The sequence below is a fragment of the Cupriavidus sp. 01L45 genome (genome assembly GCF_056399885.1).
The window spans coordinates 112,815-135,942 of the sequence record NZ_JBFTSG010000037.1 but is presented as its reverse complement, the minus strand read 5'-3'; the positions used below and the strand labels follow the sequence as shown (position 1 = coordinate 135,942).

Below are 23,128 nucleotides of genomic sequence, written 5' to 3'. Positions count from 1 at the left end.
GGCTGGAATTCCGCTACCGGGGGCACCACCACGAATCCCTGGGCATTGGCCGGGTCGTGGTGCTCTGAATCGGTAACGGCACGAGTCTGTTAGAACCCGGGGCCTGACGACGAAACCATTGGGCTACGCAACCCCGACACGCCAGCCTCCTGCAAGGATCGCTTTCTTTTGGTTACTTTTCTTTACGAGTAAAGAAAAGTGACACCTCCGTGTGCGAAAACGGCCAACCCCGTACAGCCGCGCCAGCAGCTAGAAGCGCTAAAACCCCACCCACCCACGCCACTCTGCACCAGCACCCAGAAGCCGAAAAACCCCACCAAAAAAAACGCCAAAACCCCCACCAGCGAGGCAAGAAACAGCAAACCAATCCCACAAGGCTAGTCCCAACAGACGATGTACACATCCCACTTCCGCTGAACAATGGCTTCACCAACCTGCCGCACCCACCACGGCAGCCAATGAAATCCAAGAACAGCGAGGAGGCAGCATGATGGACATCCGAGCGCTCGGCTATATCGTGGTCGAGTCCACCGACACCGAACGCTGGCGCCACTACGGCGAGCAAGTGCTCGGCATGGCGTGCACCAACGCCCCCCATGGCGCGCTCTACCTCAAGATGGACGAGCGCGACTACCGCTACCTGATCGTACCCGGCAAGCAGGACCGCTACCTGGCATCGGGCTGGGAGCTGGCCGGCGAGGCGGCCTTCAGCCACGCGCTCGCCACGTTGCGCGCGGCAAACGTGGAAGTCACGCATGCCAGCGAGACCGAGCGCATCCAGCGGCGCACCCAGGCCATGGCCTGGTTCACCGATCCTTCCGGCAACCGGCACGAGATCTTCTGGGGCATGCGTTCGGACTTCCTGCGCTTTGTCTCGCCCATCGGCGTGTCGCGCTTCGTCACCGATCCGCTGGGCGCGGGGCATTCCGTGCTGCCGGCGCCCGCCTTCGACGAAACCTATGCATTCCTGCGCGATGTGATGGGCTTCGGCCTGTCGGATATCTTCCGCGCGCGCTTCACCACGGATCCGGCCGAGCCGGAGAAGCGCATCCACTTCCTGCATTGCGGCAACGGGCGGCACCACAGCCTGGCCATCTTCGAGGCGAGCGCGCCCAGCGGCTGCATCCATGTGATGGCCGAGGTGCAGGACATGACGGAGGTGGGCCGCGCGCTCGACCGCGCGCAGCAGCAGGGCGTGGCGCTCTCGGCCACGCTGGGCCAGCACTGCAACGATCGCGTTGTTTCCTTCTACATGAAGACGCCCGGCGGCTTCGACCTCGAGTACGGCTACGGCGGGCTGGTGGTCGACTGGAGCCAGCACGCCGCCTACGAGGCCACCCGGGTCAGCCTGTGGGGCCACGATTTCAGCATCGGATATCGCTAGAACTATGCTCAAGACATTGGACAAGACCATGACCGCGGGCGACGTGGTCGCCCGCCTCGCCGATGGCATGACCATCGGCATCGGCGGCTGGGGCCCCCGCCGCAAGCCGATGGCGCTGGTGCGGGAAATCCTGCGCTCGCCGCTGAAGGATCTCACCGTGGTGGCCTACGGCGGCCCGGAAGTCGGCATGCTGTGCGCAGCGGGCAAGGTGCGCAAAGTGGTGTTCGGCTTCGTTTCGCTCGACGTGATCCCGCTGGAGCCGCATTTTCGCGGGGCACGCGAGCGCGGGGAAATCGACGTCTGGGAGCTCGACGAAGGCATGTTGCAGCTCGGCCTGCGCGCCGCCGCCGCGCGCCTGCCGTTCCTGCCGACGCGCGCCGGGCTCGGGACCGACGTGCTGGCCCACAACCCCCAGCTCAAGACCGTCCGCTCGCCCTACGCCGATGGCGAAGTCCTGCTGGCGATGCCGGCCATCCCGCTGGACGCCGCGCTGCTGCACGTCAACGAGAGCGATGTGCTGGGCAATACCCGCATCGACGGCCCGGATCCCTTCTTCGATGAATGGTTCGCGCGGGCGGCAGGCCAGTGCTATGTGAGCTGCGAGGTCCTGCACGGCCGCCTGGAGGACGAAGACCTGGCGCGGGCGCGCAACAACCCCTTCGAGCGCGCGCTCGTCAGTGGCGTGGTGCACGCGCCGGGCGGCGCGCATCCCACTTCCTGCGGGCCTGCCTATGGCTTTGACCTGCCGCAGTTGAAGGCCTACTGCGCCAGCGCCGAGCAAGCGGCGGGCTTCGCCACCTACCGCAAGGACGTGATCGGCGACACCGAAGCCGGCTACCTGGACAAGATCGGTGGCATGGGCCACGTGCTGGACCTGCCGTTGCCGGTCCTTTGAACCCGTCACAAGGAGAAGGAGCCATCGTGAGCGCCACTCAACAATTCACTCTCGCCGAACTGATGATCGCCGCCGCCGCCCGCGCCTGGCGCGACGACGGCGAGGTCATGGCCACCGGCATCGGCACCGGCCCGCGCATCGCGGCCGGGCTGGCGCGGTTGCTGCACAACCCCGGCCTGATGCTGACCGACGGCGAAGCCTACCTGGTGGAAGAGCCGGTGCCGCTGGGGCGCCGCGAGGCGGGCTTCAAGGTGCGCGCCAGCGGCTGGATGGGCTATGCGCGCGTGTTCGACTGCCTGTGGGGCGGGCGCCGGCATGCGCTGGTGATGCCCACCCAGATCGACCGCTTCGGCCAGGCCAATATCTCCATGCTCGGCGGCACCCATGCGCAGCCAAAGAAGCAGCTGCTCGGCGCACGCGGCTTTCCCGGCAACAGCATCCACCACGCCAACTCCTTCTTTGTGCCGGCGCATAGCCCGCGCGCCTTTGTCGCCGGCGAGGTCGATATGGTGTGCAGCGTGGGCTATAACCCGGCGCGCCGGATCGAAGGCATGCGCAGCTTTGTCGACCTGCGGGTCATCGTGACCGACCTGTGCGTGATGGATTTCACCGGTCCCGATCACGCCATCCGCGTGCGTTCGCTGCATCCCGGCGTCAGCCTGGAGCAGGTGCGGGCAGCTACAGGCTTCGCACTGGCCAACGCATCCGGAGAAATACTGCCGGAAACGGCCGCGCCCACTGCGGAGGAGCTGGCCGTCATCGTCAGGCTCGATCCGCACAACCTGCGCGCCACCATCGTGCGCGACAACCCGGCCGTCCGCACGGCGTGAGGAACACCATGTCATCGCAAGCCACCGAATCCCTCGGGCTGGGCCCCAACGCCGAGGTGCTCTACGCAGCGGCCGACGGCGTGGCCACCGTCACCATGAACCGGCCGCAGTACCACAACGCGCAGAATTCCAAGATGACCTACGCGCTGGACGAGGCGTTCCGGCGCGCGGCCGCGGACGACGCGGTCAAGGTCGTGATCCTGCGCGGCGCCGGCAAGCACTTCTCGGCCGGGCACGATATCGGCACGCCGGGGCGCGACATTGGCGAGTCGTTCGAGCGCGTCTCGCTTTGGCCCGACCATGTGGGCAAGCCCGGCGGCGAGATGCTTTACACCCGCGAGCAGGAGGTCTACCTCGGCATGTGCCGGCGCTGGCGCGACCTGCCCAAGCCGACCATCGCCATGGTGCACGGTGCCTGCATTGCCGGCGGCCTGATGCTGGCCTGGGTGTGCGACCTGATCGTCGCGTCGGACGATGCCTTCTTCGCCGATCCGGTGGTGCGCATGGGCATTCCGGGCGTCGAGTATTTCGCGCACGCCTACGAGCTCAACCCGCGCATCGCCAAGGAATTCCTCTTCATGGGCGAGCGCATGGATGCCCAGCGCGCCTGCCAGATGGGCATGGTCAACCGCGTGGTGCAGCGCGAGGCGCTGGAGGCCACCGCGCAGGGCATGGCGGCCAAGATCGCGCAGATGCCACGGCTGGGCTTGAGCCTCACCAAGCAAGCCATCAATCACGTGGAAGAACTGCAGGGCAAGCGCGCCGCCATGGATGCCGCCTTTGCCTGGCACCACTTCGCCCACGCCCACAACGAGCTGGTCAGCGGCGACAAGCTGGGCGGCTTCGACGCACGCACCATGGCGGCATCGCAACGCACCGGCGAGGAGAAATCGGCATGAGCGGCGCGCCCCTGCATACCGTGCTGTGCGACTTGCTGGGTTGCCGCTACCCGATCGTGCAGACCGCGATGGGCTGGGTGGCCGATGCCCGCCTGGTGGCCGCCACCAGCAATGCCGGGGCCTTCGGCTTCCTGGCAGGCGCCACCATCGAGCCGGGCGAAGTCGAGCAAGAGATCCTGCGGGTGAAGGCGCTCACGGGCCAGCCCTTCGGCATCAACTTCCATATGTTCCAGCCCAACGCGGACGAGGTAGTCGAGATGGCCATCCGCCACCGGCTGCGCGCGGTCAGCTACGGGCGCGGGCCGGACGCCGCGATGATCGGCCGGCTCAAGGCCGCGGGCGTGGTGTGCATGCCCACCGTGGGCGCAGCCAAGCACGCCGCCAAGGCCGTGGAACTGGGCGCTAACGTGGTGACCGTGCAGGGCGGCGAGGGCGGCGGGCATACGGGCGGCACGCCCACCACGCTGCTGCTGCCGCAAGTGCTGGACAAGGTGGCGGTGCCGGTGGTGGCCGCGGGCGGCTTCTTCGACGGCCGCGGGCTGGCGGCGGCGCTGGCCTACGGCGCGGCGGGCATCGCCATGGGCACGCGCTTCCTGATGTCTAGCGAGTCGCCGGTGCCGGCGCAAACGCTGGCGCGCTACGTGGCGGTCCGGGATGCGGCGCAGATCCGCGTCTCGCTTGCCATCGACGGCTTGCCGCAGCGGATGATCGACAACCGCCTGCTGCTGGCGCTGGAGCAGGCCGGGCCGCTGCGCCGCACGCTGATGGCGCTGGCCACCGCCCGCCAGTGGCGCCGGCACAGCGGCATGGGGCTCGCGCAGATGCTGGCGGTTGGCTGGCGCGCGCTGCGCCAGCACGACTACACCGCGGCGCAGACGCTGATGGCGGCCAACGCGCCCGTGCTGATCCAGCGCGCCATGGTAGAGGGCCATCCCGACGAAGGCGTGCTGCCGAGCGGACAGGCCGCGGCGGCCATCGGTGCCATTGAATCCTGTGAGCAGATCGTTGCCCGCATCGCCGCGCAGGCCCAGGCGCGCCTGGCCGCCCTGGCGGGGCCAGCCAGCGCCAGGCCGGAACGCAGCAACCCCATCCAAGCCATCCATTGAAGGCAGACGTTCATGACAACGACGAGATCAAGCGAGCCTGTAGCACAGGACGGTACCGAGCCCTTCCACATCGAGGTGCGGGACGGCGTGGCGGAACTGGCGATCGCCCATCCCCCGGTCAACGCGCTGGACAGCGCGGGCTGGCATGCACTGGCGGCGGCCATCGAGCGGCTCGGCAGGGATGACGCCGTGCGCGTGATCGTGCTGCGCGGCGAGGGGCGCGGCTTTTGCGCCGGGGTCGACATCAAGGAACTGGCGGCGCACCCGCAGCGCATCGTGGCGGTCAACGCCGGCAACTACGCCACCTTCCGCGCGGTCCACCGCAATCCAAAGCCTGTTATCGCGGCGGTGCACGGCTTCGTGCTCGGCGGCGGCATCGGCATCTGCGGCGCGGCCGACATCCTGATCGCCGCCGAGTGCGCGCGCTTCGGCGTGCCGGAGATCGACCGTGGCGCCATGGGTGGCGGTGCCCACCTGCAGCGCATGTTTGGCGTGCAGAAGGTGCGGGCGATGTATTTCACCGGCGACATGATCGACGCCGCCGAGGCCTACCGCCTGGGCGCGGTGGAGCGGGTGGTGCCGCGCACGGCACTGCGCGATACCGCACTGGAGATAGCGCGGCGTATCGCGCAAAAAAGCCCGGCCATGGTGCGCCTGGCCAAGGAGGCGCTCAACGGCGTGGAGGACGGCAATCTCGAGGACAAGTACCGCTGGGAGCAGGGCTTCACGCTGCAAGCCTATATGAGCGCGGATTCCGACGAGGCGCGCGCCGCCTTCGTGGAAGGGCGCGAGGCGCGCTTCGCGGCGCAGGCTCCCACCGTCAACGCGTGAGGTGGCCAGATGCATCTTGAATACACCGAACGCCAGCAGGCCTTCCGGGCCGAGATCCGCGCCTGGCTGGCCGAGCGCGTGCCGCGCGCGCCGCTGGCCAGCTTCGACACCGCCGAAGGCTTTGCGCAGCATCGCGCCTGGGAGCGCACCCTGTACGAGGGGCGCTGGAGCATGGTCACCTGGCCGAAAGAGCTGGGCGGACGCGGCTGCGACCTGATCGAATGGCTGATTTTCGAGGAAGAGTACTGGCGGGCCGGCGCGCCGATGCGCGTCAACCAGAACGGCATCTTCCTGCTCGGGCCGACCTTGATGGAGTTCGGCACGCCGGAGCAGAAGGCGCGTTTCCTGCCGCGCATGGCCGCCGGCGAGCACGTATGGGCGCAGGGCTGGTCGGAGCCGAACGCGGGCTCCGACATGGCCGCGATCCGCTGCACCGCCATCCGGCAGGGCGACGAGTACGTGCTCAACGGGCAGAAGATCTGGTCGACCCGCGCGGTCTGGGCCGACTGGCTGTTCGGCCTGTTCCGCACCGATCCCGGCTCGTCGCGCCACCACGGCCTGACCTTCCTGCTGATGCCGCTGGATACGCCGGGCATCACGGTGCGGCCCATCCGCCAGCTGAACGGCCTGACAGGCTTTGCCGAGATATTTTTCGACGATGTGCGGGTGCCGGCGGAGAACCGCCTGGCGGCGGAGGGCGCGGGCTGGCAAGTGGCGATGGCTACAGCCGGTTTCGAGCGCGGCCTGATGCTGCGCTCTCCGGCGCGCTTCCAGGAGACAGCACGGGCGCTGGTGCACCTCTATCTCGAGCATCGGGAGCAGGCCGACCGCGATCCCTCGCTGCGCGAAGCGGTCACGCGCGCCTGGATGGATGCCGAGGCCTATGCGCTATCCACCTACGCCACCGCGAGCAGGCTGGTCAAGGGCGGACAGATCGGCGCGGAGTCCAGCACCAACAAGGTGTTCTGGTCCGAGTTGGATATCCGCATGCACGAAACCGCGCTGGCGATCCTCGGCCAGCGGGGCGAGCTGGTGCCCGCGCAAGACGCGACGCAAGGCACGCTCGGTGCCTGGCTCGACGGCTTCCTGTTCGCGCAGGCCGGGCCGATCTACGCGGGCACCAATGAGATCCAGCGCAACATCATCGCCGAACGCATGCTGGGAATGCCGCGCGCCTGAGCGCGCGGCGGCTGACAGTCCGGCTTCGTCCTCGACTCAACCGTGAACCACCATGGAATTCGCATTTAACGAAGAGCAGCAACAGTTCGTCGATTCGATCAGGCGCTTCCTGATGATCGAAATGACGCCGGAACTGGCGCGGGAACAATGGAGCAGCGCAAGCGGCCGCTCCGACGCGCTTTGGCAGCGGCTGGCCGGGCAGGGCCTGACGGCCGTGCTGGTGCCGGAGGCTTGCGGCGGCCTGGGCCTGTCCGAAACCGAGTGGGCGCCGCTGGCGCAGGAGTGTGGCTACTTTGCCCTTGCCGAACCGCTGCTGGACACCGCGCTGGTGGCGGCCGGCATGCTGTCGGACTGCCACGCCGCCACGCAGGACACAAGCACCCGCGAACGCTGCGAAAGCTGGCTGGGCCGCATCGCGGACGGCAGCGTGCGCGTGGCGGTGGCGCATCCGGGACAAGCCATGGTGGCCGACGCCCATGTCGCCGACGCCATCCTCTGCGAGCACGGCGGCGCGCTGCACCTGGTGCCGCCGGCGCAGGCCACGCTCGCCGCGCACGCGAGCCTTGATCCCTCACGCCGGCTCTTCGCGCTCAGATGGGCGCCGGACGACGGCAGCCTGCTGCTGCCCGCGACGGCCGCGAAGCCCGTGTGGGAAGCCGCGCTCAACCGCGGGGCGCTCGGCGTCGCCGCGCAGATGCTCGGCCTGACGCAGCGCATGCTGGATATCGCCATCGACTACAGCATCCAGCGCAAGCAGTTCGGCAAGGCCATCGGCGCCAACCAGGCGCTCAAGCACCTGCTGGCGGATGTCGCCATCCAGCACGAATTCGCCAAGCCGGTGGTGTACCGCGCGGCCTGCACGCTGGCGCAAGGCCATGGCACCGCCGGGCTGCATGTGTCGCACGCGCTGCTGGCCGCCACGCGCGCCGCGCTGCTCGCGGCACGCCACACCATGCAGGTGCACGGCGCCATGGGCTACACGTGGGAGCTGGACCTGCAGATCTTCATGAAGCGCGCGTGGGCCCTGGCCGACAGCTGGGGCGACCGGGCCTTCCACCAGGCGCGCGTGGACGCGCACATCCTCGGGGGGGCCGTGCCGATCGGCGCCGGCGCCACCTTTGCCACCACAGCCAACTTGGCATCAACACTTTGACAGGCGGAATGACCATGAGAGACGCATATATCGTCGACGCGCTGCGCACCCCGACCGGACGCCGCAAGGGCGGCCTGGCACACATGCACGGCGCCGACCTTGGCGGCTTCGTGCTGGCCGAGCTGGTGGGCCGCAATGCCATCCCGGCCGCGGAGTATGACGACGTGGTGTTTGGCTGCGTCGACACCATCGGGCCGCTGGCCGGCAATATCGCCCGCAGCGCCTGGCTGGCCGCCGGGCTGCCGCTCACCGTGCCCGGCGTGACCGTGGATCGCCAGTGCGGCTCGTCGCAGCAGGCCGTGCACTTCGCCGCGCAAGCGGTGATGAGCGGCAACCAGGACGTGGTCGTCGCCGGCGGCGTGCAGACCATGACGCAGATCCCGATCTCGTCGGCCATGCTGGCCGGGCAGGCGCTTGGCTTCTCCGATCCGTTCTCCGGCAGCAAGGGCTGGYAGGCGCGCTTCGGCGACCGGCCGGTGTCGCAGTTCGACGCCGCGCAGCGCATCGCCGGGCACTGGAATCTGTCGCGCGAGGCAATGGAAGCCTACGCGCTGCAAAGCCACCAGCGCGCGGCCATGGCCATCGAGGGCGGCCGCTTCCAGCGCGAGATCGTGCCTTGCGCAGGCGTAGTCCATGACGAAACGCCGCGGCCCGATACCACGCTCGCCAAGATGGCATCGCTCGAACCACTGATGCCCGGCAGTGCACTGACCGCCGCCGTTTCCAGCCAGACCGCGGACGCGGCGGCGGCATTGCTGGTGGTCTCCGAAGACGCGCTCAAGCGCTACGGGCTCACGCCGCGCGCGCGTATCGCCCATATGAGCGTGATGGGTGACGACCCGCTGTGGATGCTGACCGCGCCCATTCCCGCCACGAAACGCGCGCTGGTGCGCAGCGGCCTGCGCTGGGAAGACATCGACGTGGTGGAGATCAACGAGGCGTTCGCTTCGGTGGCGATGGCCTGGCTGGCCGAGACCGGCTACCCGGCCGAGCGCACCAACCCGAACGGCGGCGCCATCGCGTTGGGGCATCCGCTCGGCGCCACCGGCGCGCGGCTGATGACCACGCTGTTGCACGAGCTGGAGCGCACGGGCGGCCGCTACGGCCTGCAGACCATGTGCGAGGGCGGCGGCCTGGCCAACGTCACCATCATCGAGCGCCTGTGAGCCGGGTTCCCGGGGCACTGGCGCAAGCAACGGACAAGGGGAGTAGCGACATGGGAATCTGCGACGGACGGACCGTCATCATCACCGGCGCCGGCGGCGGCCTGGGGCGCGCCTATGCGCTGGCCTTCGCAGCGGAAGGCGCCAGCGTGGTGGTCAACGATATTCGCCGCGAGGCGGCCGAGGCGGTATGCGCGGAGATCCGCGCGCAAGGCGGGCGGGCGCTCGCCAGCGATGACGACATCACGCAACTGGCCACGGCCCAGGGCATCGTCGATGCCGCGCTGGCGGCGTTCGGCGAGGTGCACGTGCTGGTCAACAACGCCGGCATCTGCCGCGACCGCATGTTCGTCAGCCTGAGCGAAGCCGACTGGGACGATGTGATGCGCGTGCACCTGCGCGGCCACTTCTGCCTGGCCAACCTGCTGGCCCGGCGCTGGCGCGACGCGGCCAAGGCCGGGCGGCCGGTCGATGCGCGCATCGTCAACACCAGCTCCGGCGCGGGGCTGCAAGGCTCGGTGGGCCAGTCCAACTACGCCGCCGCCAAGGCCGGTATTGCCGCGCTGACGCTGGTGCAGGCGGCGGAACTGGCGCGCTACGGCATCACCGCCAATGCGCTCGCGCCGGCGGCCCGCACCGGCATGACCGAAGGCGTATTTGCGGAGATGATGAAAGCGCCGGCGGCAGGCTTCGACTACTACGATCCGGCCAATATCGCGCCGCTGGTGGTCTGGCTTGGCAGCGCGGCTTCGCGCCATGTCACCGGCCGCGTGTTCGAGGCGGCGGGCGGCATGGTGGCGGTGGCGGACGGCTGGCGCACCGGCGCGAGCACCGACAGGGGCGCGCGCTGGCAAGTGGCCGAGCTGGGCGGCGCGATCGACGCGCTGCTCGCCCGCGCCGAGCCGGCGCAATGCGTCTACGGCGCCTGAGGCGGGGACGGACGATGCGCTTCACGCTCTCCCTGGAACAACAAATGATCCGCGACACCGCGCGCGATTTCCTGGCCGTGCGCAGCGATTCGGCGGCGGTCCGGCGGGTGGTGGATGCGGTTGCTGGCACGGCGCAGGACGGCCATGACACCGCCCTGTGGCGGGAAATGGCCGGCGAACTGGGCTGGTGCGGCATTGCCTTGCCGGAAACGGCGGGCGGCGCCGGGCTGGGCGCCGTCGAGCTGGCGCTGCTGATGGAGCAGATGGGCCAGCGGCTGGCCTGCGTGCCGTACTGGTCGGCCATCTGCCTGGCGGCGCCGGCGCTGGCGGGCAGCCTCGCGCCCGAGGCCGCCGCGCCGTGGCTGGCGCGGCTGGCGCAGGGCGAGGCGCGTGCCGCGCTGGTCTTGCCTGCCTGGATGGCGCCCGGCGCGGACGGCGCGCTCGATGCCGATGCGCTGACCGTCACTGCCGCCGCGGCCGGGGATGGCTTCGTGCTGGACGGGCAGGTGGCGCAGGTGTTCGACGCCGCCGGCGCGGACTGGCTGCTGGTGCCCGCGCGCCTTTCCGGCGGCGCGGCAGGGCAGCCGGCGCTGTTCCTGCTGCAAACGGCGGCGCTGGCGGGCCAGCCAGGCTTCGGGCTGCGCCGGCTGGCGGTGCTGGACCGTACCCGCCCGCTGGCCGACCTCGTCTTCGACGGGCTGCGCGTGGAGGCGAAAGCCTGCCTGGCGCAAGGCGCCGGGGTGGCGGCGGGCATGGGCGCCGCCATGTGGCACGGCAGCCTGATGCTCGCCGCCGAGCAGCTCGGCGGCGCCCAGCAATGCCTCGACCTCACCGTGGCCTACGCCGCCGAGCGCATCCAGTTCGGCCGGCCGATCGCCGCCTTCCAGGCCGTCAAGCACCGCTGCGCGCAGATGATGGTGGCGGTGGAAGCCGCGCGCTCCGCGGTGCACGGCGCCGCGCGGGCCTGGCAGGCGGGCGCGGCAGGCGGCGCGATGGACACAGCCAGGCTCGATGTTGCCGCAGCGCGCCTTGCCGCCGGCGATGCCTTCGGCTTCTGCGCCCAGGAGGCCATCCAGTTGCACGGCGGCGTGGGCTTTACCTGGGAGTACGACCCCCAGCTCTATTTCAAGCGCGCGCAGGCCGCCGGCGGCTGGCTGGGGGGCGCCGCCGCCGCGCTCGCCCGGATCGCCGACGGCCTGTTGGCCGCATGAGCCATATCAGCAGCGCAAGGACAAGCATGGATTCGATGGAAAACCAAAATGCCTCCGCCGGGGAAGCGCAACTGCGCGCGGAGGTGGCGGCCTGGATGTCCGCCAGCCTGAGCGGCGAATTCGCCTGCCTGAAGCATCGCGGCGGCCCGGGCGACGAAGAAGCGCATCCCGGGCTGCGCAAGGCCTGGGAGCGCCGCCTGGCCGACGGCGGCTGGACCTGCGTGGGCTGGCCGCAGGCGCACGGCGGGCGCGGGTTGCCGGTGATGTCGCAGGTAATCTTCCAGGAGGAGTACGCGCGTGCCGGCGGCCCCGGCCGCATGGGCCATATCGGCGAAGGGCTGATCGGTCCCACGCTGATCGCCTTCGGCAGCGAGGCGCAGAAGGCCCGCTTCCTGCCGGGCATTCGCAACGGCACCGAGTTTTGGTGCCAGGGCTACTCGGAGCCGGGCGCCGGCTCGGATCTCGCCAATGTGCGCACCCGCGCCGAGCGCGATCCCGCCACCGGGGACTGGCGCGTGAGCGGGCAGAAGGTGTGGACCTCGCTGGCCCACGAGTCGGACTGGATCTTCGTGCTGGCGCGTTGCGATCCGGCGTCGCGCGGGAACAAGGGCCTGGTCTTCCTGCTGATGCCGCTGGCGCAGCCGGGCGTGGAAATCCGCCCGATCCGCCAGATGGGTGGCGGCGTGGAGTTCAACGAGGTGTTCTTCGATGGCGCGCGCGCCGCCGCCGGCGATGTGGTGGGCGCGCCGGGCGACGGCTGGCGCATCGCCATGGCGCTGCTGGGCTTCGAGCGCGGCATCTCCACCCTGGGCCAGCAGATGCAGTTCACCCACGAGCTTGGCTGGGTCGCCGAGGCCGCGCGCGCCAACGGCGCCTGGCAGGACGCGGCGCTGCGCCAGCGCATGGCGCGCGCCTGGGCCGGCCTGCGGGTGATGCGCTACAACGCGCTGCGCATGCTGGAAGGCGCCGAGGGCGGTGCCGGCGATGCCAGCGCGGCGCTGCAGCGCGAAACCCTGATCTACAAGTACTACTGGTCGAACTGGCACCGCGACCTGGGCCAGCTCGCGCTCGACGTGCTCGGCCCGGACGCCAACCGGATCGACGAAGCGGACGCGCGCCGCACGCGCCTGCAGCAGATGGCGCTGTTCTCGCGCGCCGACACCATTTACGCCGGTACCAACGAAATCCAGCTCAACATCATCGCCGAGCGCGGGCTGGGCATGCCCCGCGAGGCCAGAGGACAGTCATGACTGAAATGGCAGACAAGCAACCGGCCGCGGCCGGCACCCCGCTCCCCCCGCCGGCCTATGTGGCCGGCCACCAGCTGCTGGCCGGCAAGAGCGTGCTGATCACCGCCGCCGCCGGCGCGGGCATCGGCTTTGCCGCCGCCCGCCGCTGCGCGGAGGAGGGGTGCCGCGCGCTGATGATCTCCGACATCCACGAGAAGCGGCTCAGCGAGGCTGTGGCAACCCTGCGCGCCGAAACCGGCCTGCAGGCGATCCATGGCCAGCTTTGCGACGTCTCCGACCAGGCCCAGGTGCGGTCCCTGGTGGCGGCGGCCGAGGAGGCCCTGGGCGGCACCGATGTGCTGATCAACAACGCCGGGCTGGGCGGCTCGCGCCGCATAGTCGAGATGGACGATGCCGAATGGTCGCGGGTGCTCGACATTACGCTTACCGGCACCTTCCGGATGACGCGGGCCATGCTGCCGCATATGCAGGCGCGCCGGCGCGGGGCCATCGTCAACAATGCCTCGGTGCTGGGCTGGCGGGCGCAGAAGGAGCAGGCCCATTACGCCGCCGCCAAGGCCGGTGTGATGGCGCTGACACGCTGCAGCGCGGTAGAGGCTGCGGAGTTCGGCGTGCGCATCAATGCGGTGGCGCCGAGTATCGCACTGCACGATTTCCTGCGGAAGTCGGCGCCGGCGGAACTGCTGCGGGAGCTGGCCTCGCGCGAGGCGTTCGGGCGGGCGGCCGAGGTGTGGGAGGTGGCGAATGTGATGGTGTTCCTGGCTAGCGACTATGCGTCGTATATGACGGGCGAAGTGTTGCCTGTCAGCAGTCAGCGGGCGTAGCGGCTAATGGCCCGCGCGGAGCAGGAACCCCGGAACAGGGAAGAAGCGAGGGAAGCAGCGAGGCAAGGAGAGGCATGACACGAGTATTCAATTCCGCCGAGGCGCTGATGAGCGCCGTGGGCGAGCAACTGGGCCACAGCGCCTGGACCGTCATCACGCAGGCGCGCATCGACGGCTTTGCCGAGGCCACGGGCGACCACCAATGGCTGCACGTGGATCCCGAGCGCGCGGCGCAAGGTCCCTTTGGCGCTTGCATTGCGCACGGTTATCTCACCCTGTCGCTGGTCAACCAGTTCCTGCCGGAGATCCTGACGGTCGAAAACCTGCGCTGGGGCGTCAACTACGGCTGCGACAAGGTGCGCTTCCCGGCCCCGGTGCGGGTTGGCTCGCGCCTGCGTGGCGTGGGCGAACTGGTGCGCGCCGAGGCGCTGCCCGGCGGCGTGCAGTCGGTGGTGCGCATCAGCGTGGAAATCGAGGGCGAGGATAAGCCCGCTTGCGTGGCCGACACCATCAGCCGCTATTACTTTTGATACTTCCAAGGAAAGCAGCATGAGAGAAGCAGTCATTGTCGCCGTGGCGCGTACGCCCATCGGCAAGGCATTCCGCGGCGCCTTCAACGATACCGAGGCGCCGGCGCTGGGCGGGCACGTGGTGCGCGCCGTGGTGGAGCGGGCGGGGATCGACCCGGCCGAGGTCGACGATGTACTGATCGGCGCCGCCGCGCAACAGGGCACGCAGGGCTACAACCTGGGCCGGCTGTGCGCGGTGGCGGCGGGCCTGCCCGATAGCGTGCCGGGCATGACCATGGACCGCATGTGTTCGTCGGGGCTGATGACCATCGCCACGGCCGCGAAAAGCATCATCTGCGGCGAGGCCGACATCGTGGTGGCCGGTGGCGCCGAGTCGATCTCGCTGACGCAGAACAAGCACAAGAACGCCTACCGCGCGCAATCCGAGGCGGTGCTGGCCCGGCAGCCGGACGCGTATATGGCAATGATCGAGACCGCTGAAGTGGTGGCGCAACGCTATGGCATAGCCCGGGCGGCGCAGGACGAGTATGCGCTGCGCAGCCAGCAGCGCACCGCCGAGGCGCAGCGCCAGGGCCTGTTCGACGACGAGATCGTGACGCTGGAGACGCGCCGCGCGCTGTACGACAAGGCGGGCGCGCTCATCGGGCACGAGACCGTGCGCCTCGCGCAGGACGAGTGCAACCGGCCAGATACTAGCGCCGACAGCCTGGCCGCGCTCAAGCCGGTATGGAGCGGCGGGCGCGCGGTGCCGCAAGGGCTCCACATCACCGCCGGCAATGCCTCGCAACTGTCGGACGGTGCCGCCGCCGTGCTGCTGATGAGCCGCGAGCAGGCCGAGCGCCGCGGCTTGCGCCCGCTGGGCCGCTATCGCGGCATGGCCGTGGCCGGCTGCGCGGCGGACGAGATGGGCATCGGCCCGGTGTTCGCCGTGCCCAGGCTGCTGGCGCGCCACGGCCTGACGGTCAAGGACGTTGGCTTGTGGGAACTGAACGAAGCCTTTGCCTGCCAGGTGCTGTACTGCCGGGACATGCTCGGCATTCCGGACGCGCGGCTGAACGTCAATGGCGGCGCCATCGCGATCGGCCATCCCTTCGGCATGTCGGGCGCGCGCATGACCGCGCACGCCTTGCTCGAAGCACGCCGGCGCGGCGCCGCGCATGCGGTGGTGACAATGTGCGTCGGCGGCGGCATGGGCGCCGCCGCGTTGTTCGACGTGCTGTAGCGGTCATTGCCGGTGGCAGTGCGAACGGCCAGCCCAAGGCGGGCCATGCCCCCGGCGCGGAGGAGACGACAATGAAAAAAGTGATTGGCATCGGCGTATCGCTGACGGTATTGGCTGCCGCGGCATGGTCCTTCTCGCCGCGGCCCCTGCCTGCCTTCGCAGCCACCGCGCTGCGGGCGGATCGGCTGCAGCTCAATGGCATCGCCCGGTCCGGCGACCGCATGGTGGCGGTCGGCGAGCGCGGCACGATCTTGCTCAGCGACGACGAAGGCGCACACTGGCGGCTCGCCAGCGTGACGCCGGAGCACGGCGCCGCGCTCACGCAGCTTGTCTTTGCCGGTGGCAAGGACGATAGGGTCGGCGTGGCGGTGGGACACAGCGGCTGGATCCTGCGCACCGCCGACGGCGGTGAGCATTGGCAGCAGGTGGCCTTCGATACGGCGCAGTCGGACCCCCTGCTGGGCGTCTGGGGCCAGGCGGCGGGTCCGTGGTTCGCCGTCGGCAGCTTCGGGCGCTTCCTGGTGTCGCACGACCAGGGCGGGCACTGGCAGTCAGCAGCCACGCCGCTGATGCAGGACAAGCACTTGAACGGCATTGCCGGTGATCATCAGGGCCGCCTGATGCTGGTGGGCGAGAGCGGCCTGGTGCTGCGCTCCGCCGATGGCGGCGGCACCTGGGAAGCGGTCAAGATGCCCTACGAGGGCTCGCTCTACGGCGTGCTGCCGCTGCGCGACGGCGCCTGGCTGGTCTATGGCATGCGCGGCAACGTGCTGCGCAGCGCCGACTTCGGCGCGAGCTGGGAGGCCGCCGAGGTGGGGCTCAAGACCTCGTTCTTCGGTGGCGCGCAACTGGCGGACGGCCGCATCGCCGTGGCCGGCCAGGGCGGCATGCTGGCTGTCTCGGCGGACGGCGGGCGCCATTTCAAGCCGGTGGCGGGCGGTAGCGCGCAGACCCTGGCGGCGCTCATCCCGGCCGCGGGGGGGAATGCCCTGACGCTGGCCGGCAACGCGGGGATTGCCCGCTTCACCCTGGCCCCGCATGCCGCGCCCTGATCTTCCTCCTGCCGCAACTCTCAGCGCCACACCGCATTGCATAGAAGCGAGAACGCCATGACCCGCCCCGAAATCTCCGGCCCCCGGGCCACCACCACCCGCCTGAGCCGCTTCGTCGCGCATTGCGCGGACCTGTTGATCCGGCGCCGCCGCCTGTTGCTGGTGCTGTGCCTGGCGATGACCGTGGCGATGGGCTTGTCCGCCACGCGCCTGCGGCTCGATCCGGGCTTCAACAAGATGATCCCGCTGCAGCATCCCTATATGCAGGTGTTCACCAAGTACGCCGGCACGTTCTCCGGGGCCAATACCGTGCTGATCAGCCTGCGCTGGAAGGGCGAAGGCGATATCTACAACCCGGCCTTCATGGACAAGCTGCGTCGTGCTACCGACGATGTGTTCTTCATTCCAGGCGTGCGCCGTTCACATGTGTTCTCGCTGTTTACGCCGAATGTGCGCTACACCGAGGTGACCGAGGTGGGATTCCGGGGGGATGTGGTGGTACCCGGCCGATACTCTGGTACCCCGGAGCAGCTCGACCAGGTACGCCGCAACGCGGCGCGCTCAGGCCAGATCGGCCGGCTGGTAAGCAATGACCTGAAGTCCGCGCTGATCCGCGCCGATCTGAGCGATGTGGATCCCGCTACGGGCAAGGCGCTCGACTACGGCAAGGTGGCACGCCAGTTGGAGCAAATCCGCACCGGCCTGGGCGGCACGGATGTGGAAGTGAGCATTATCGGCTTTGCCAAGCTTGTCGGCGATGTGGAAGACGGCATTGCCGGGGTGATGGTGTTCTTCGCGCTGGCCTTTGCGGTGACGGCGCTGATGCTGTTCTTCTACACGCGTTCGCTGCGCATTACCCTGCTGGCGCTGGTGGTGGCGCTGCTGCCGGTGGGGTGGCTGCTAGGCCTGCTGCCGCTGCTGGGCTACGGCATCGACCCAATGTCCATCCTGGTGCCGTTCCTGATCTTTTCCATCGGCGTCTCGCACGCGGTGCAGATGACCAATGCCTGGAAACAGGAAGTGGTGCAGGACAATGACCCGGTCGAGAGCGCGCGCGCGGCCTTCTGCAAGCTGTTCATCCCCGGCACGGTAGCCTTGCTGACCAACGCACTGGGTTTCATGGTCATCATGCGCATCGAGATCGAGATCGTGCGTGAGCTGGGCATTACCGCATGCCTCGGCGTATTGCTGATGATCGTCACCAACAAGGTGTTCCTGCCGCTGCTGCTGTCATACACGCGCCTGGAGCCGCGCGTGGTGGCGGCCGCCAGGGCGCGTGCCGGGCGGCATGGCACCTTCTGGAACCGGTTCGGCCACTTTGCCCGCCCGGGGCCGGCACTGGTGGTGTTCGGCGTGTCGCTGGCGCTGTTGGCGTTCGGTGCGGTGCAGTCACGGGGACTAAGGGTCGGCGATATCGGCAACGGTGCTCCGGAACTGCGCGCCGACTCGCGCTATAACCGCGATAACGCGCAGATCGTCGGCCAGTACAACATCGGCGTGGACGTGCTCACGGTGGTGGTGGAACCCAAAGGCTTTGACGACGCCTGCCTGCACTATCCGGTGATGGGCGCGGTGGAGCGCTTCGAGATGAACCTGCGCGGTGTGGCGGGCGTGCAATCGGTGGTGAGCGTGCCGTCGCTCGCCAAGGTGATGATCGGCGCCTTCAACGAAGGCAATCCACGCTGGGAGGCGCTGCCGCGCAATAGCGATGGCCTGACCCAGGGCGCCAAAGCCTTCGATCCGGAGAACGGCATGAACACCGCGAACTGCCAGGCCATCCAGGTGCTGATCTACACAGCCAATCACGAAGGCGCCACCATTGCCCATATCGTCAAGGAGATCCAGCACCTTATCGCCGCAGACAAGACGCCGAACGTGGCGTTCCGCCTCGCCGGCGGCAATATCGGCGTGATGGCAGCCACCAACGAAGCGGTGGACGAAGCCGAGGTAACCATGCTGCTGGCGATCTTCGGCGCCATCACGCTGCTGTGCCTGCTGACCTTCCGTTCCTGGCGGGCCGTGCTGTGCATCATCGTGCCGCTGACGCTGGTGTCCGTCCTTTGCAGCGCGCTGATGGCGCGGCTGGGGATTGGCCTGAAGGTCTCGACGCTGCCGGTGATCACGCTGGGCGTAGGGGTTGGCGTGGACTACGGCATCTATCTCTATGAGCGCATGCAGCACCAGTTGCGCCATGAAGGGCAGAACCTGCCGCAGGCGTTCGCCGAGGCCATGCGCCAGCGTGGCAACGCCGCCTTGTTCACCGCCATGACGATGTGCATCGGGGTGGGTACGTGGGCCTTCGCGGCGCTCAAGTTCCAGGCGGACATGGGCATCCTGCTGGCCTTCATGTTTATGGTCAACCTGTTCGGCGCCGTCTTCCTGTTGCCGGCGCTGGCGAGCTGGCTGGGCGTGGAAGAGGAGGAACGCCGGGCGGCCGGCAACAAAGCCCGCGGCGCGGAGGCACGCGTGGGCAGGATGGCCGGTAGCGAAGGGCGCCCGCTCAAGTCCGACGCGGCCTGAACCGCCGGGCCTTCGCGCGGCCGGCCCGTCATCATTTGAAGAATCTGCTGCAATTCGAAGGGGGCGGACGCTTACAATTGACATCTCGATCTGGACATCGTGAGTGCATTCCTCGCGATTCGACATAGCGTCCCGCGGATGGCCGGGCCGGGCCGTGGGGCAGTCATCAAACGATAGTAGCCGGCGGCCCTGCTGCATGAGGCAGGGCGTGGCGTGCCAGGCGCGACATAGAATCGCGCAGGAAGGAGAATAAGATGTGGCAACAGGCCCCCACTGATGGATCGCCGTTCTCAACGATCCGGATCGGCCCCCTTGCGTTGCGCAACCGCCTGATCAAGGCCGGTGCGAACGAGGGCATGACACCGCAAGGATTGCCGACACAGGCGCTGGTCAAGCATCACCGGGATATCGCAGCCGGCGGTATCGGCATGACGGTGGTCGCGTATGCTGCCGTCGCACAGGAGGGGCTGACCTTCTCGCATCAGCTCGTCCTGACCCGCGAGGCCATACCGCATCTGCGGGTGCTGACCGACGCGGTGCATCGTGAGGGCGCCGCGGCTTGCCTGCAGATTACGCATGCCGGCTCGTTTACGATGATGCGGCATGGCGGGAGCCGCGCGCCGCTGACCGCATCGGCTGGCCTGAATGCTTTCGGCATGATGTATGGCGTGTATTTCCAGCGCGCCATGCGCGAGAGCGACATGTTCCGGGTTGCCATGCAATTCGCCGATGCCGCGCGCCTCGCGCGGGAGGCAGGCTTTGACGCGGTCGAGATCCATATGGGGCACGGCTACCTGCTCAATCAGTTCCTGTCTCCGCTCAGCAACCGGCGGCGCGACCGTTTTGGCGGTGAAGTGGAAAACCGCACGCGCTTCCCGGCGATGGTGCTGCGCCACGTCAAGGACGCCGTCGGGGCGGAGCTGGCGGTGTGCTGCAAACTGAGTGTGGTTGACGGTGTGCCCGGCGGCAACGTAGCGGCGGATTCCGCCATCACGGCGCGCATCCTGGAAAGGGAGGGGGCCGACCTGCTGACGCTGAGTGGCGGACGTAATGTCGAAAGCCCGTGGGTGTTGTTTGGCAGTGCGATGCCGACGGCCCAGATGAAAGCCACGGCGCCGCACGCGCTGGCCAGGCTCGGTATCTCGATTCTGGAGAAGCGTACCCCKCGCGAGTTGAAGTTCCGTGAACTGTATTTCCTTGACGCTTCCCGGGTGATCCGCCAGGCGGTGCGGATGCCGCTGGCCTATATCGGCGGCGTGAAGTCGCTGGACAATGCGCGGCAACTGTTGGGCGAGGGCTTCGACTGCGTTGCCCTGGCGCGCGCGCTGATCCATGATCCGGCCCTGGCCGATCACTGGCGAACCGGCGCGGTGACACGTTCGGCATGCGACAGCTGTAATGCTTGCGTTGCAAAAATCTATGATCCCGCCGGCGTTTCCTGCGTTTACGGGCCACCGGCCGATCCCAGGCTGACCACGATACTGGCGGCCGGGCAGGCGGATTGAGACTTGCGGGACTTCTGCCCACCGATGCCGGGCAGATTTCGCCCGGCTTCTCGACGCCATGCCCGGACCGACGCGCTGTCAGTCGGTACTTGATTTCCTGGCAAGCCAGTCCTGTTGGGTCATGATCGTGCGGAAGCCCAGATGCGACATGGCGCTGAACGGGTCCGACCCTCTCCTTGCGCTGACCCGGTAGCTGGTGCAATAAGTCTCGCTGCACAAAAAAGAGCCGCCCCGTATGACTCGCTTGGGGGCGTCGACGGGTGCCCCTGCATCGTCGGGGTCATATGAGTCGACGGGGCCTTGGGGGTCGGAGGCCTGTCCTTTGCGGGCCGCGATGGCGAACGCGTCGGAGCGATACCAGTCAGCCGTCCATTGCCAGACATTGCCGGCCATATCGTAGATGCCATAGCCGTTCGGCGCGAAATTGCCAACCGGCAATGTGCCGACCTGGATCTTTTCGTTGCGGCTGACGACCGGAAATTGACGCGCCCGGTCGTCCCACGTATTGGCCATCTTCTTGCCGTTGGGAGTGAGTTCGTCTCCCCAGGCGTAGTCCGCTTGTTCGAGGCCGCCGCGCGCGGCGAATTCCCACTGCACTTCGGTCGGCAGGCGCTTTCCAGCCCAACGGGCGTAGTTCAGCGCGTCAACGTACGACACCTGCACCACAGGATGATTCTCCCTATCGGCCAGATTGCTATGGGGGCCGAGCGGATGCTGCCAATTCGCCCCAGGCACATACCTCCACCAGCGCGACCAATCGCCCAGGTCGACGGGTTCGCTCGTGCCGACAAATACCATGCTGCCGGGGACAAGCGTCCCGGGATCGGGCTCTGGCGTGCCGGGCGGCAGTTGCGGGCGTATGTCTTCCCACTTTGGTTTCTGCTCAGCTGTCGTGACGTACCGAGTGGCTTCGGTGAAGCGTCTGAAATCGGCGTTTGTCACATCGAAACTGTCCATCCAGAACCCRCTGACTTGCACGCGGTGGGCCGGTCCTTCGCTGGGAAGGGCCCGCTTGGATGAACTGCCCATCAAGAATGTCCCCCCAGGGACCCAGACCATGCCTTTGGGACCTGTCACCCCATCGCCGATCACGGGCTCCTTGAACTGGCCTGTCTTGGAAGAACCCCTGAGGTATTTCGCGCTCAGCAGTCCAGCCGCGCCGGCAACTCCGGTTGCCAGTAATCCCGAGATAAGCGCTCGGCGTTTCATGGTATTTCCTAATCCTTTTTTGTCGCAGCGTCCCGCGGTCTGTCTGGGCGTGCGATGAATTTACTGGGTTGATTCCTGGCCTGGCTCATCGATGTCGTCCACGTTGGGGCGATAGAGGAGGAGCCGCCGATTATCCGATGATCGCGATGATACAACTGCCTGGCATCGTCTTCCCGGACTACCGAAGCATTTATGTGTGCCATCTCCGGGCCCGCTTTGATCGGCTACGCCCACCGCGTGCGTCTTTCGCTGTCTAGTCTGAAGAGACGATGAGGCACGGCCCTGGGCTATGTACTGTGGAACGTGCTAAATCAAAAGGAGGGGACATGCCTGCAACTGGCTACAAAATTGAATCCCGGCCGCTGGAATCGCGGTATGCGCGCGGCTGGCATTGCCTCGGGCCGGCCGCGGATTACCGCGACGGGAAGCCGCACACACTGAACATCTTCGGCCGCCGCCTTGCCGCCTTTGCCGATTCCGCCGGCACCATTCGCATCATTGATAGCTATTGTCCGCATATGGGCGCGGACCTTAGTACCGGTACCGTGCAAGGCGACCAGTTGGTGTGCCCCTTCCATGGTTGGCAGTGGGGTGGCGATGGCGCTTGCAAGTCGATCCCTTACTGCAAGCGAGTGCCGCCGAAGGCGCGCATCGGCAGCTGGGATACATGCGAGCAGAACAATCTGCTCTTCATCTGGCACGATCCCCAGGGCAACGCACCTCCACCCGAGGTGGCGATCCCGCGCATCGAGGCATGCTACTCGGAGCAATGGTCCGCGTGGGCAATCGACAAGATGGTGATTCAAACGAATTGCCGGGAATTGGTCGACAACATCTCCGATATGGCTCACTTCGATACCGTGCACGGTGCGCCGATCGACTACTTCGCCAATCTGTTCGAGGGCCACAAGGCCACGCAAGTGCTGGTCGGCCGCAGCGCCCGACTCTCCGCCGGAGATTGCCTGACCGCGCTATCCACCTATTTCGGCCCGGCGTACCACATTACGGAAATGCGTGGCCAGATGGACGGTCAGCCGATCCATTCGATTCTGCTCAACTGCCATGTGCCCATCGACATGAACAGTTTCGAACTGCGCTATGGCGTATTGGTAAAGAAGGTTCCCGGCCTTTCCGACGAGCAGAATGAGGCGATTGCGCAAGCCTATGTGGAACAGGCGCGCAATGCCTTTTACGAGGATGTGGTGATCTGGGATTCCAAGATCCGCACCGACAATCCGCTTTTATGCGAGGGAGATGGGCCCATCTACCAGATGCGGGACTGGTATAGCCAGTTCTATGTAGACGCGGAGGAGGTACGGCCAGCCAGTGTCGGGCGCAAGGTGATCGAGATGAACATAGCGGGAATTGATGCGCCAAAGCTGCATCATGTATTTGAGGGGTAGGAAGAAGGGAGTGCTGCCGCCTCCGGTCCGGAG

General features: G+C 67.8%; 20 protein-coding genes. 19 read left to right on the top strand and 1 reads right to left on the bottom strand.

The genetic code is table 11. The annotated features are described in order from the left end of the window. The first annotated feature begins 487 nt into the window (after nt 1-487). The 18 genes from AC1DT6_RS24635 to AC1DT6_RS24550 all read left to right on the top strand — a co-directional run bounded on the left by AC1DT6_RS24635 (nt 488) and on the right by AC1DT6_RS24550 (nt 20,483). On the top strand, nt 488-1,384 hold the full coding sequence (locus AC1DT6_RS24635) for a VOC family protein (protein ID WP_441637064.1): 897 nt from the start codon (nt 488-490) through the stop codon (nt 1,382-1,384). 4 nt (nt 1,385-1,388) lie between these two features. After that, on the top strand, nt 1,389-2,279 hold the full coding sequence (locus AC1DT6_RS24630; RefSeq protein WP_477102756.1) for a CoA transferase subunit A: 891 nt from the start codon (nt 1,389-1,391) through the stop codon (nt 2,277-2,279). Between the two features lie 26 nt (nt 2,280-2,305). Beyond that, nucleotides 2,306-3,109 carry a CoA-transferase subunit beta gene (locus AC1DT6_RS24625; protein ID WP_441637060.1) on the top strand — a complete coding sequence of 268 codons (804 nt, stop codon included), beginning with the start codon at nt 2,306-2,308 and terminating at the stop codon, nt 3,107-3,109. 8 nt (nt 3,110-3,117) lie between these two features. Continuing rightward, a complete protein-coding gene (locus AC1DT6_RS24620) occupies nt 3,118-4,008 on the top strand; it encodes an enoyl-CoA hydratase (protein ID WP_441637058.1) in 891 nt (296 codons plus the stop codon). Beyond that, a complete protein-coding gene (locus AC1DT6_RS24615; RefSeq protein WP_441637056.1) occupies nt 4,005-5,114 on the top strand; it encodes a nitronate monooxygenase in 1,110 nt (369 codons plus the stop codon). The genes AC1DT6_RS24620 and AC1DT6_RS24615 overlap by 4 nt, the downstream gene beginning before the upstream one ends. A gap of 12 nt (nt 5,115-5,126) precedes the next feature. Further along, entirely contained in the window at nt 5,127-5,945 is an 819-nt protein-coding gene (locus AC1DT6_RS24610) for an enoyl-CoA hydratase family protein (protein WP_441637054.1), read from the top strand. 9 nt (nt 5,946-5,954) lie between these two features. Then, nucleotides 5,955-7,124, top strand: coding sequence for an acyl-CoA dehydrogenase family protein (locus tag AC1DT6_RS24605; RefSeq protein WP_441637052.1), 1,170 nt, complete (start codon nt 5,955-5,957; stop codon nt 7,122-7,124). A 52-nt stretch (nt 7,125-7,176) separates the two neighbouring features. Then, nucleotides 7,177-8,277 carry an acyl-CoA dehydrogenase family protein gene (locus tag AC1DT6_RS24600; protein WP_441637050.1) on the top strand — a complete coding sequence of 367 codons (1,101 nt, stop codon included), beginning with the start codon at nt 7,177-7,179 and terminating at the stop codon, nt 8,275-8,277. A gap of 14 nt (nt 8,278-8,291) precedes the next feature. After that, a complete protein-coding gene (locus AC1DT6_RS24595) occupies nt 8,292-9,443 on the top strand; it encodes an acetyl-CoA C-acetyltransferase (RefSeq protein ID WP_477114969.1) in 1,152 nt (383 codons plus the stop codon). Nucleotides 9,444-9,493: 50 nt separating this feature from the next. Beyond that, complete coding sequence (locus AC1DT6_RS24590) at nt 9,494-10,369, top strand: SDR family oxidoreductase (RefSeq protein ID WP_441637046.1); 876 nt, start codon at nt 9,494-9,496, stop codon at nt 10,367-10,369. Between the two features lie 44 nt (nt 10,370-10,413). Further along, nucleotides 10,414-11,580 carry an acyl-CoA dehydrogenase family protein gene (locus AC1DT6_RS24585; protein WP_477111403.1) on the top strand — a complete coding sequence of 389 codons (1,167 nt, stop codon included), beginning with the start codon at nt 10,414-10,416 and terminating at the stop codon, nt 11,578-11,580. Nucleotides 11,581-11,615: 35 nt separating this feature from the next. Further along, a complete protein-coding gene (locus tag AC1DT6_RS24580) occupies nt 11,616-12,830 on the top strand; it encodes an acyl-CoA dehydrogenase family protein (protein WP_441629515.1) in 1,215 nt (404 codons plus the stop codon). A 5-nt stretch (nt 12,831-12,835) separates the two neighbouring features. Further along, nucleotides 12,836-13,654: an SDR family oxidoreductase gene (locus tag AC1DT6_RS24575; RefSeq protein WP_441629517.1), complete on the top strand. Its 819-nt coding sequence runs from the start codon at nt 12,836-12,838 to the stop codon at nt 13,652-13,654. Nucleotides 13,655-13,728: 74 nt separating this feature from the next. Continuing rightward, nucleotides 13,729-14,184, top strand: a complete 456-nt coding sequence (locus AC1DT6_RS24570) for a MaoC family dehydratase (protein WP_441629514.1) — start codon at nt 13,729-13,731, stop codon at nt 14,182-14,184. Nucleotides 14,185-14,203: 19 nt separating this feature from the next. Beyond that, complete coding sequence (locus AC1DT6_RS24565; RefSeq protein ID WP_477111402.1) at nt 14,204-15,406, top strand: acetyl-CoA C-acyltransferase; 1,203 nt, start codon at nt 14,204-14,206, stop codon at nt 15,404-15,406. 71 nt (nt 15,407-15,477) lie between these two features. After that, nucleotides 15,478-16,458 (top strand): WD40/YVTN/BNR-like repeat-containing protein, encoded by a 981-nt coding sequence (locus AC1DT6_RS24560; protein ID WP_441629512.1) that lies wholly within the window; start codon nt 15,478-15,480, stop codon nt 16,456-16,458. A gap of 57 nt (nt 16,459-16,515) precedes the next feature. Next, entirely contained in the window at nt 16,516-18,978 is a 2,463-nt protein-coding gene (locus tag AC1DT6_RS24555) for an efflux RND transporter permease subunit (protein ID WP_477102747.1), read from the top strand. A 254-nt stretch (nt 18,979-19,232) separates the two neighbouring features. Continuing rightward, on the top strand, nt 19,233-20,483 hold the full coding sequence (locus AC1DT6_RS24550) for an NADH:flavin oxidoreductase (RefSeq protein ID WP_441629510.1): 1,251 nt from the start codon (nt 19,233-19,235) through the stop codon (nt 20,481-20,483). Nucleotides 20,484-20,561: 78 nt separating this feature from the next. Here the strand turns inward: AC1DT6_RS24550 and AC1DT6_RS24545 are convergent, their stop codons facing one another. After that, the gene (locus AC1DT6_RS24545; protein ID WP_441629509.1) at nt 20,562-21,692 is read right to left on the bottom strand and encodes a formylglycine-generating enzyme family protein; all 1,131 of its coding nucleotides are present in this window, start codon (nt 21,690-21,692) and stop codon (nt 20,562-20,564) included. Nucleotides 21,693-22,018: 326 nt separating this feature from the next. Here AC1DT6_RS24545 and AC1DT6_RS24540 point away from each other — a divergent pair, with 326 nt between their 5' ends. Further along, nucleotides 22,019-23,095, top strand: coding sequence for a 3-ketosteroid-9-alpha-monooxygenase, oxygenase component (locus AC1DT6_RS24540; RefSeq protein WP_441629508.1), 1,077 nt, complete (start codon nt 22,019-22,021; stop codon nt 23,093-23,095). Nucleotides 23,096-23,128 lie beyond the last annotated feature (33 nt).

Bases quoted from the DNA above. Each gene is read 5' to 3' on its own strand.
- AC1DT6_RS24610 (WP_441637054.1), top strand. From the start codon at position 5,127: ATGACAACGACGAGATCAAGCGAGCCTGTAGCACAGGACGGTACCGAG.
- AC1DT6_RS24600 (WP_441637050.1), top strand. From the start codon at position 7,177: ATGGAATTCGCATTTAACGAAGAGCAGCAACAGTTCGTCGATTCGATC.
- AC1DT6_RS24565 (WP_477111402.1), top strand. From the start codon at position 14,204: ATGAGAGAAGCAGTCATTGTCGCCGTGGCGCGTACGCCCATCGGCAAG.
- AC1DT6_RS24620 (WP_441637058.1), top strand. From the start codon at position 3,118: ATGTCATCGCAAGCCACCGAATCCCTCGGGCTGGGCCCCAACGCCGAG.
- AC1DT6_RS24585 (WP_477111403.1), top strand. From the start codon at position 10,414: ATGATCCGCGACACCGCGCGCGATTTCCTGGCCGTGCGCAGCGATTCG.
- AC1DT6_RS24575 (WP_441629517.1), top strand. From the start codon at position 12,836: ATGGCAGACAAGCAACCGGCCGCGGCCGGCACCCCGCTCCCCCCGCCG.
- AC1DT6_RS24630 (WP_477102756.1), top strand. From the start codon at position 1,389: ATGCTCAAGACATTGGACAAGACCATGACCGCGGGCGACGTGGTCGCC.
- AC1DT6_RS24580 (WP_441629515.1), top strand. From the start codon at position 11,616: ATGGAAAACCAAAATGCCTCCGCCGGGGAAGCGCAACTGCGCGCGGAG.
- AC1DT6_RS24555 (WP_477102747.1), top strand. From the start codon at position 16,516: ATGACCCGCCCCGAAATCTCCGGCCCCCGGGCCACCACCACCCGCCTG.
- AC1DT6_RS24590 (WP_441637046.1), top strand. From the start codon at position 9,494: ATGGGAATCTGCGACGGACGGACCGTCATCATCACCGGCGCCGGCGGC.
- AC1DT6_RS24540 (WP_441629508.1), top strand. From the start codon at position 22,019: ATGCCTGCAACTGGCTACAAAATTGAATCCCGGCCGCTGGAATCGCGG.
- AC1DT6_RS24615 (WP_441637056.1), top strand. From the start codon at position 4,005: ATGAGCGGCGCGCCCCTGCATACCGTGCTGTGCGACTTGCTGGGTTGC.
- AC1DT6_RS24605 (WP_441637052.1), top strand. From the start codon at position 5,955: ATGCATCTTGAATACACCGAACGCCAGCAGGCCTTCCGGGCCGAGATC.
- AC1DT6_RS24635 (WP_441637064.1), top strand. From the start codon at position 488: ATGATGGACATCCGAGCGCTCGGCTATATCGTGGTCGAGTCCACCGAC.
- AC1DT6_RS24560 (WP_441629512.1), top strand. From the start codon at position 15,478: ATGAAAAAAGTGATTGGCATCGGCGTATCGCTGACGGTATTGGCTGCC.
- AC1DT6_RS24570 (WP_441629514.1), top strand. From the start codon at position 13,729: ATGACACGAGTATTCAATTCCGCCGAGGCGCTGATGAGCGCCGTGGGC.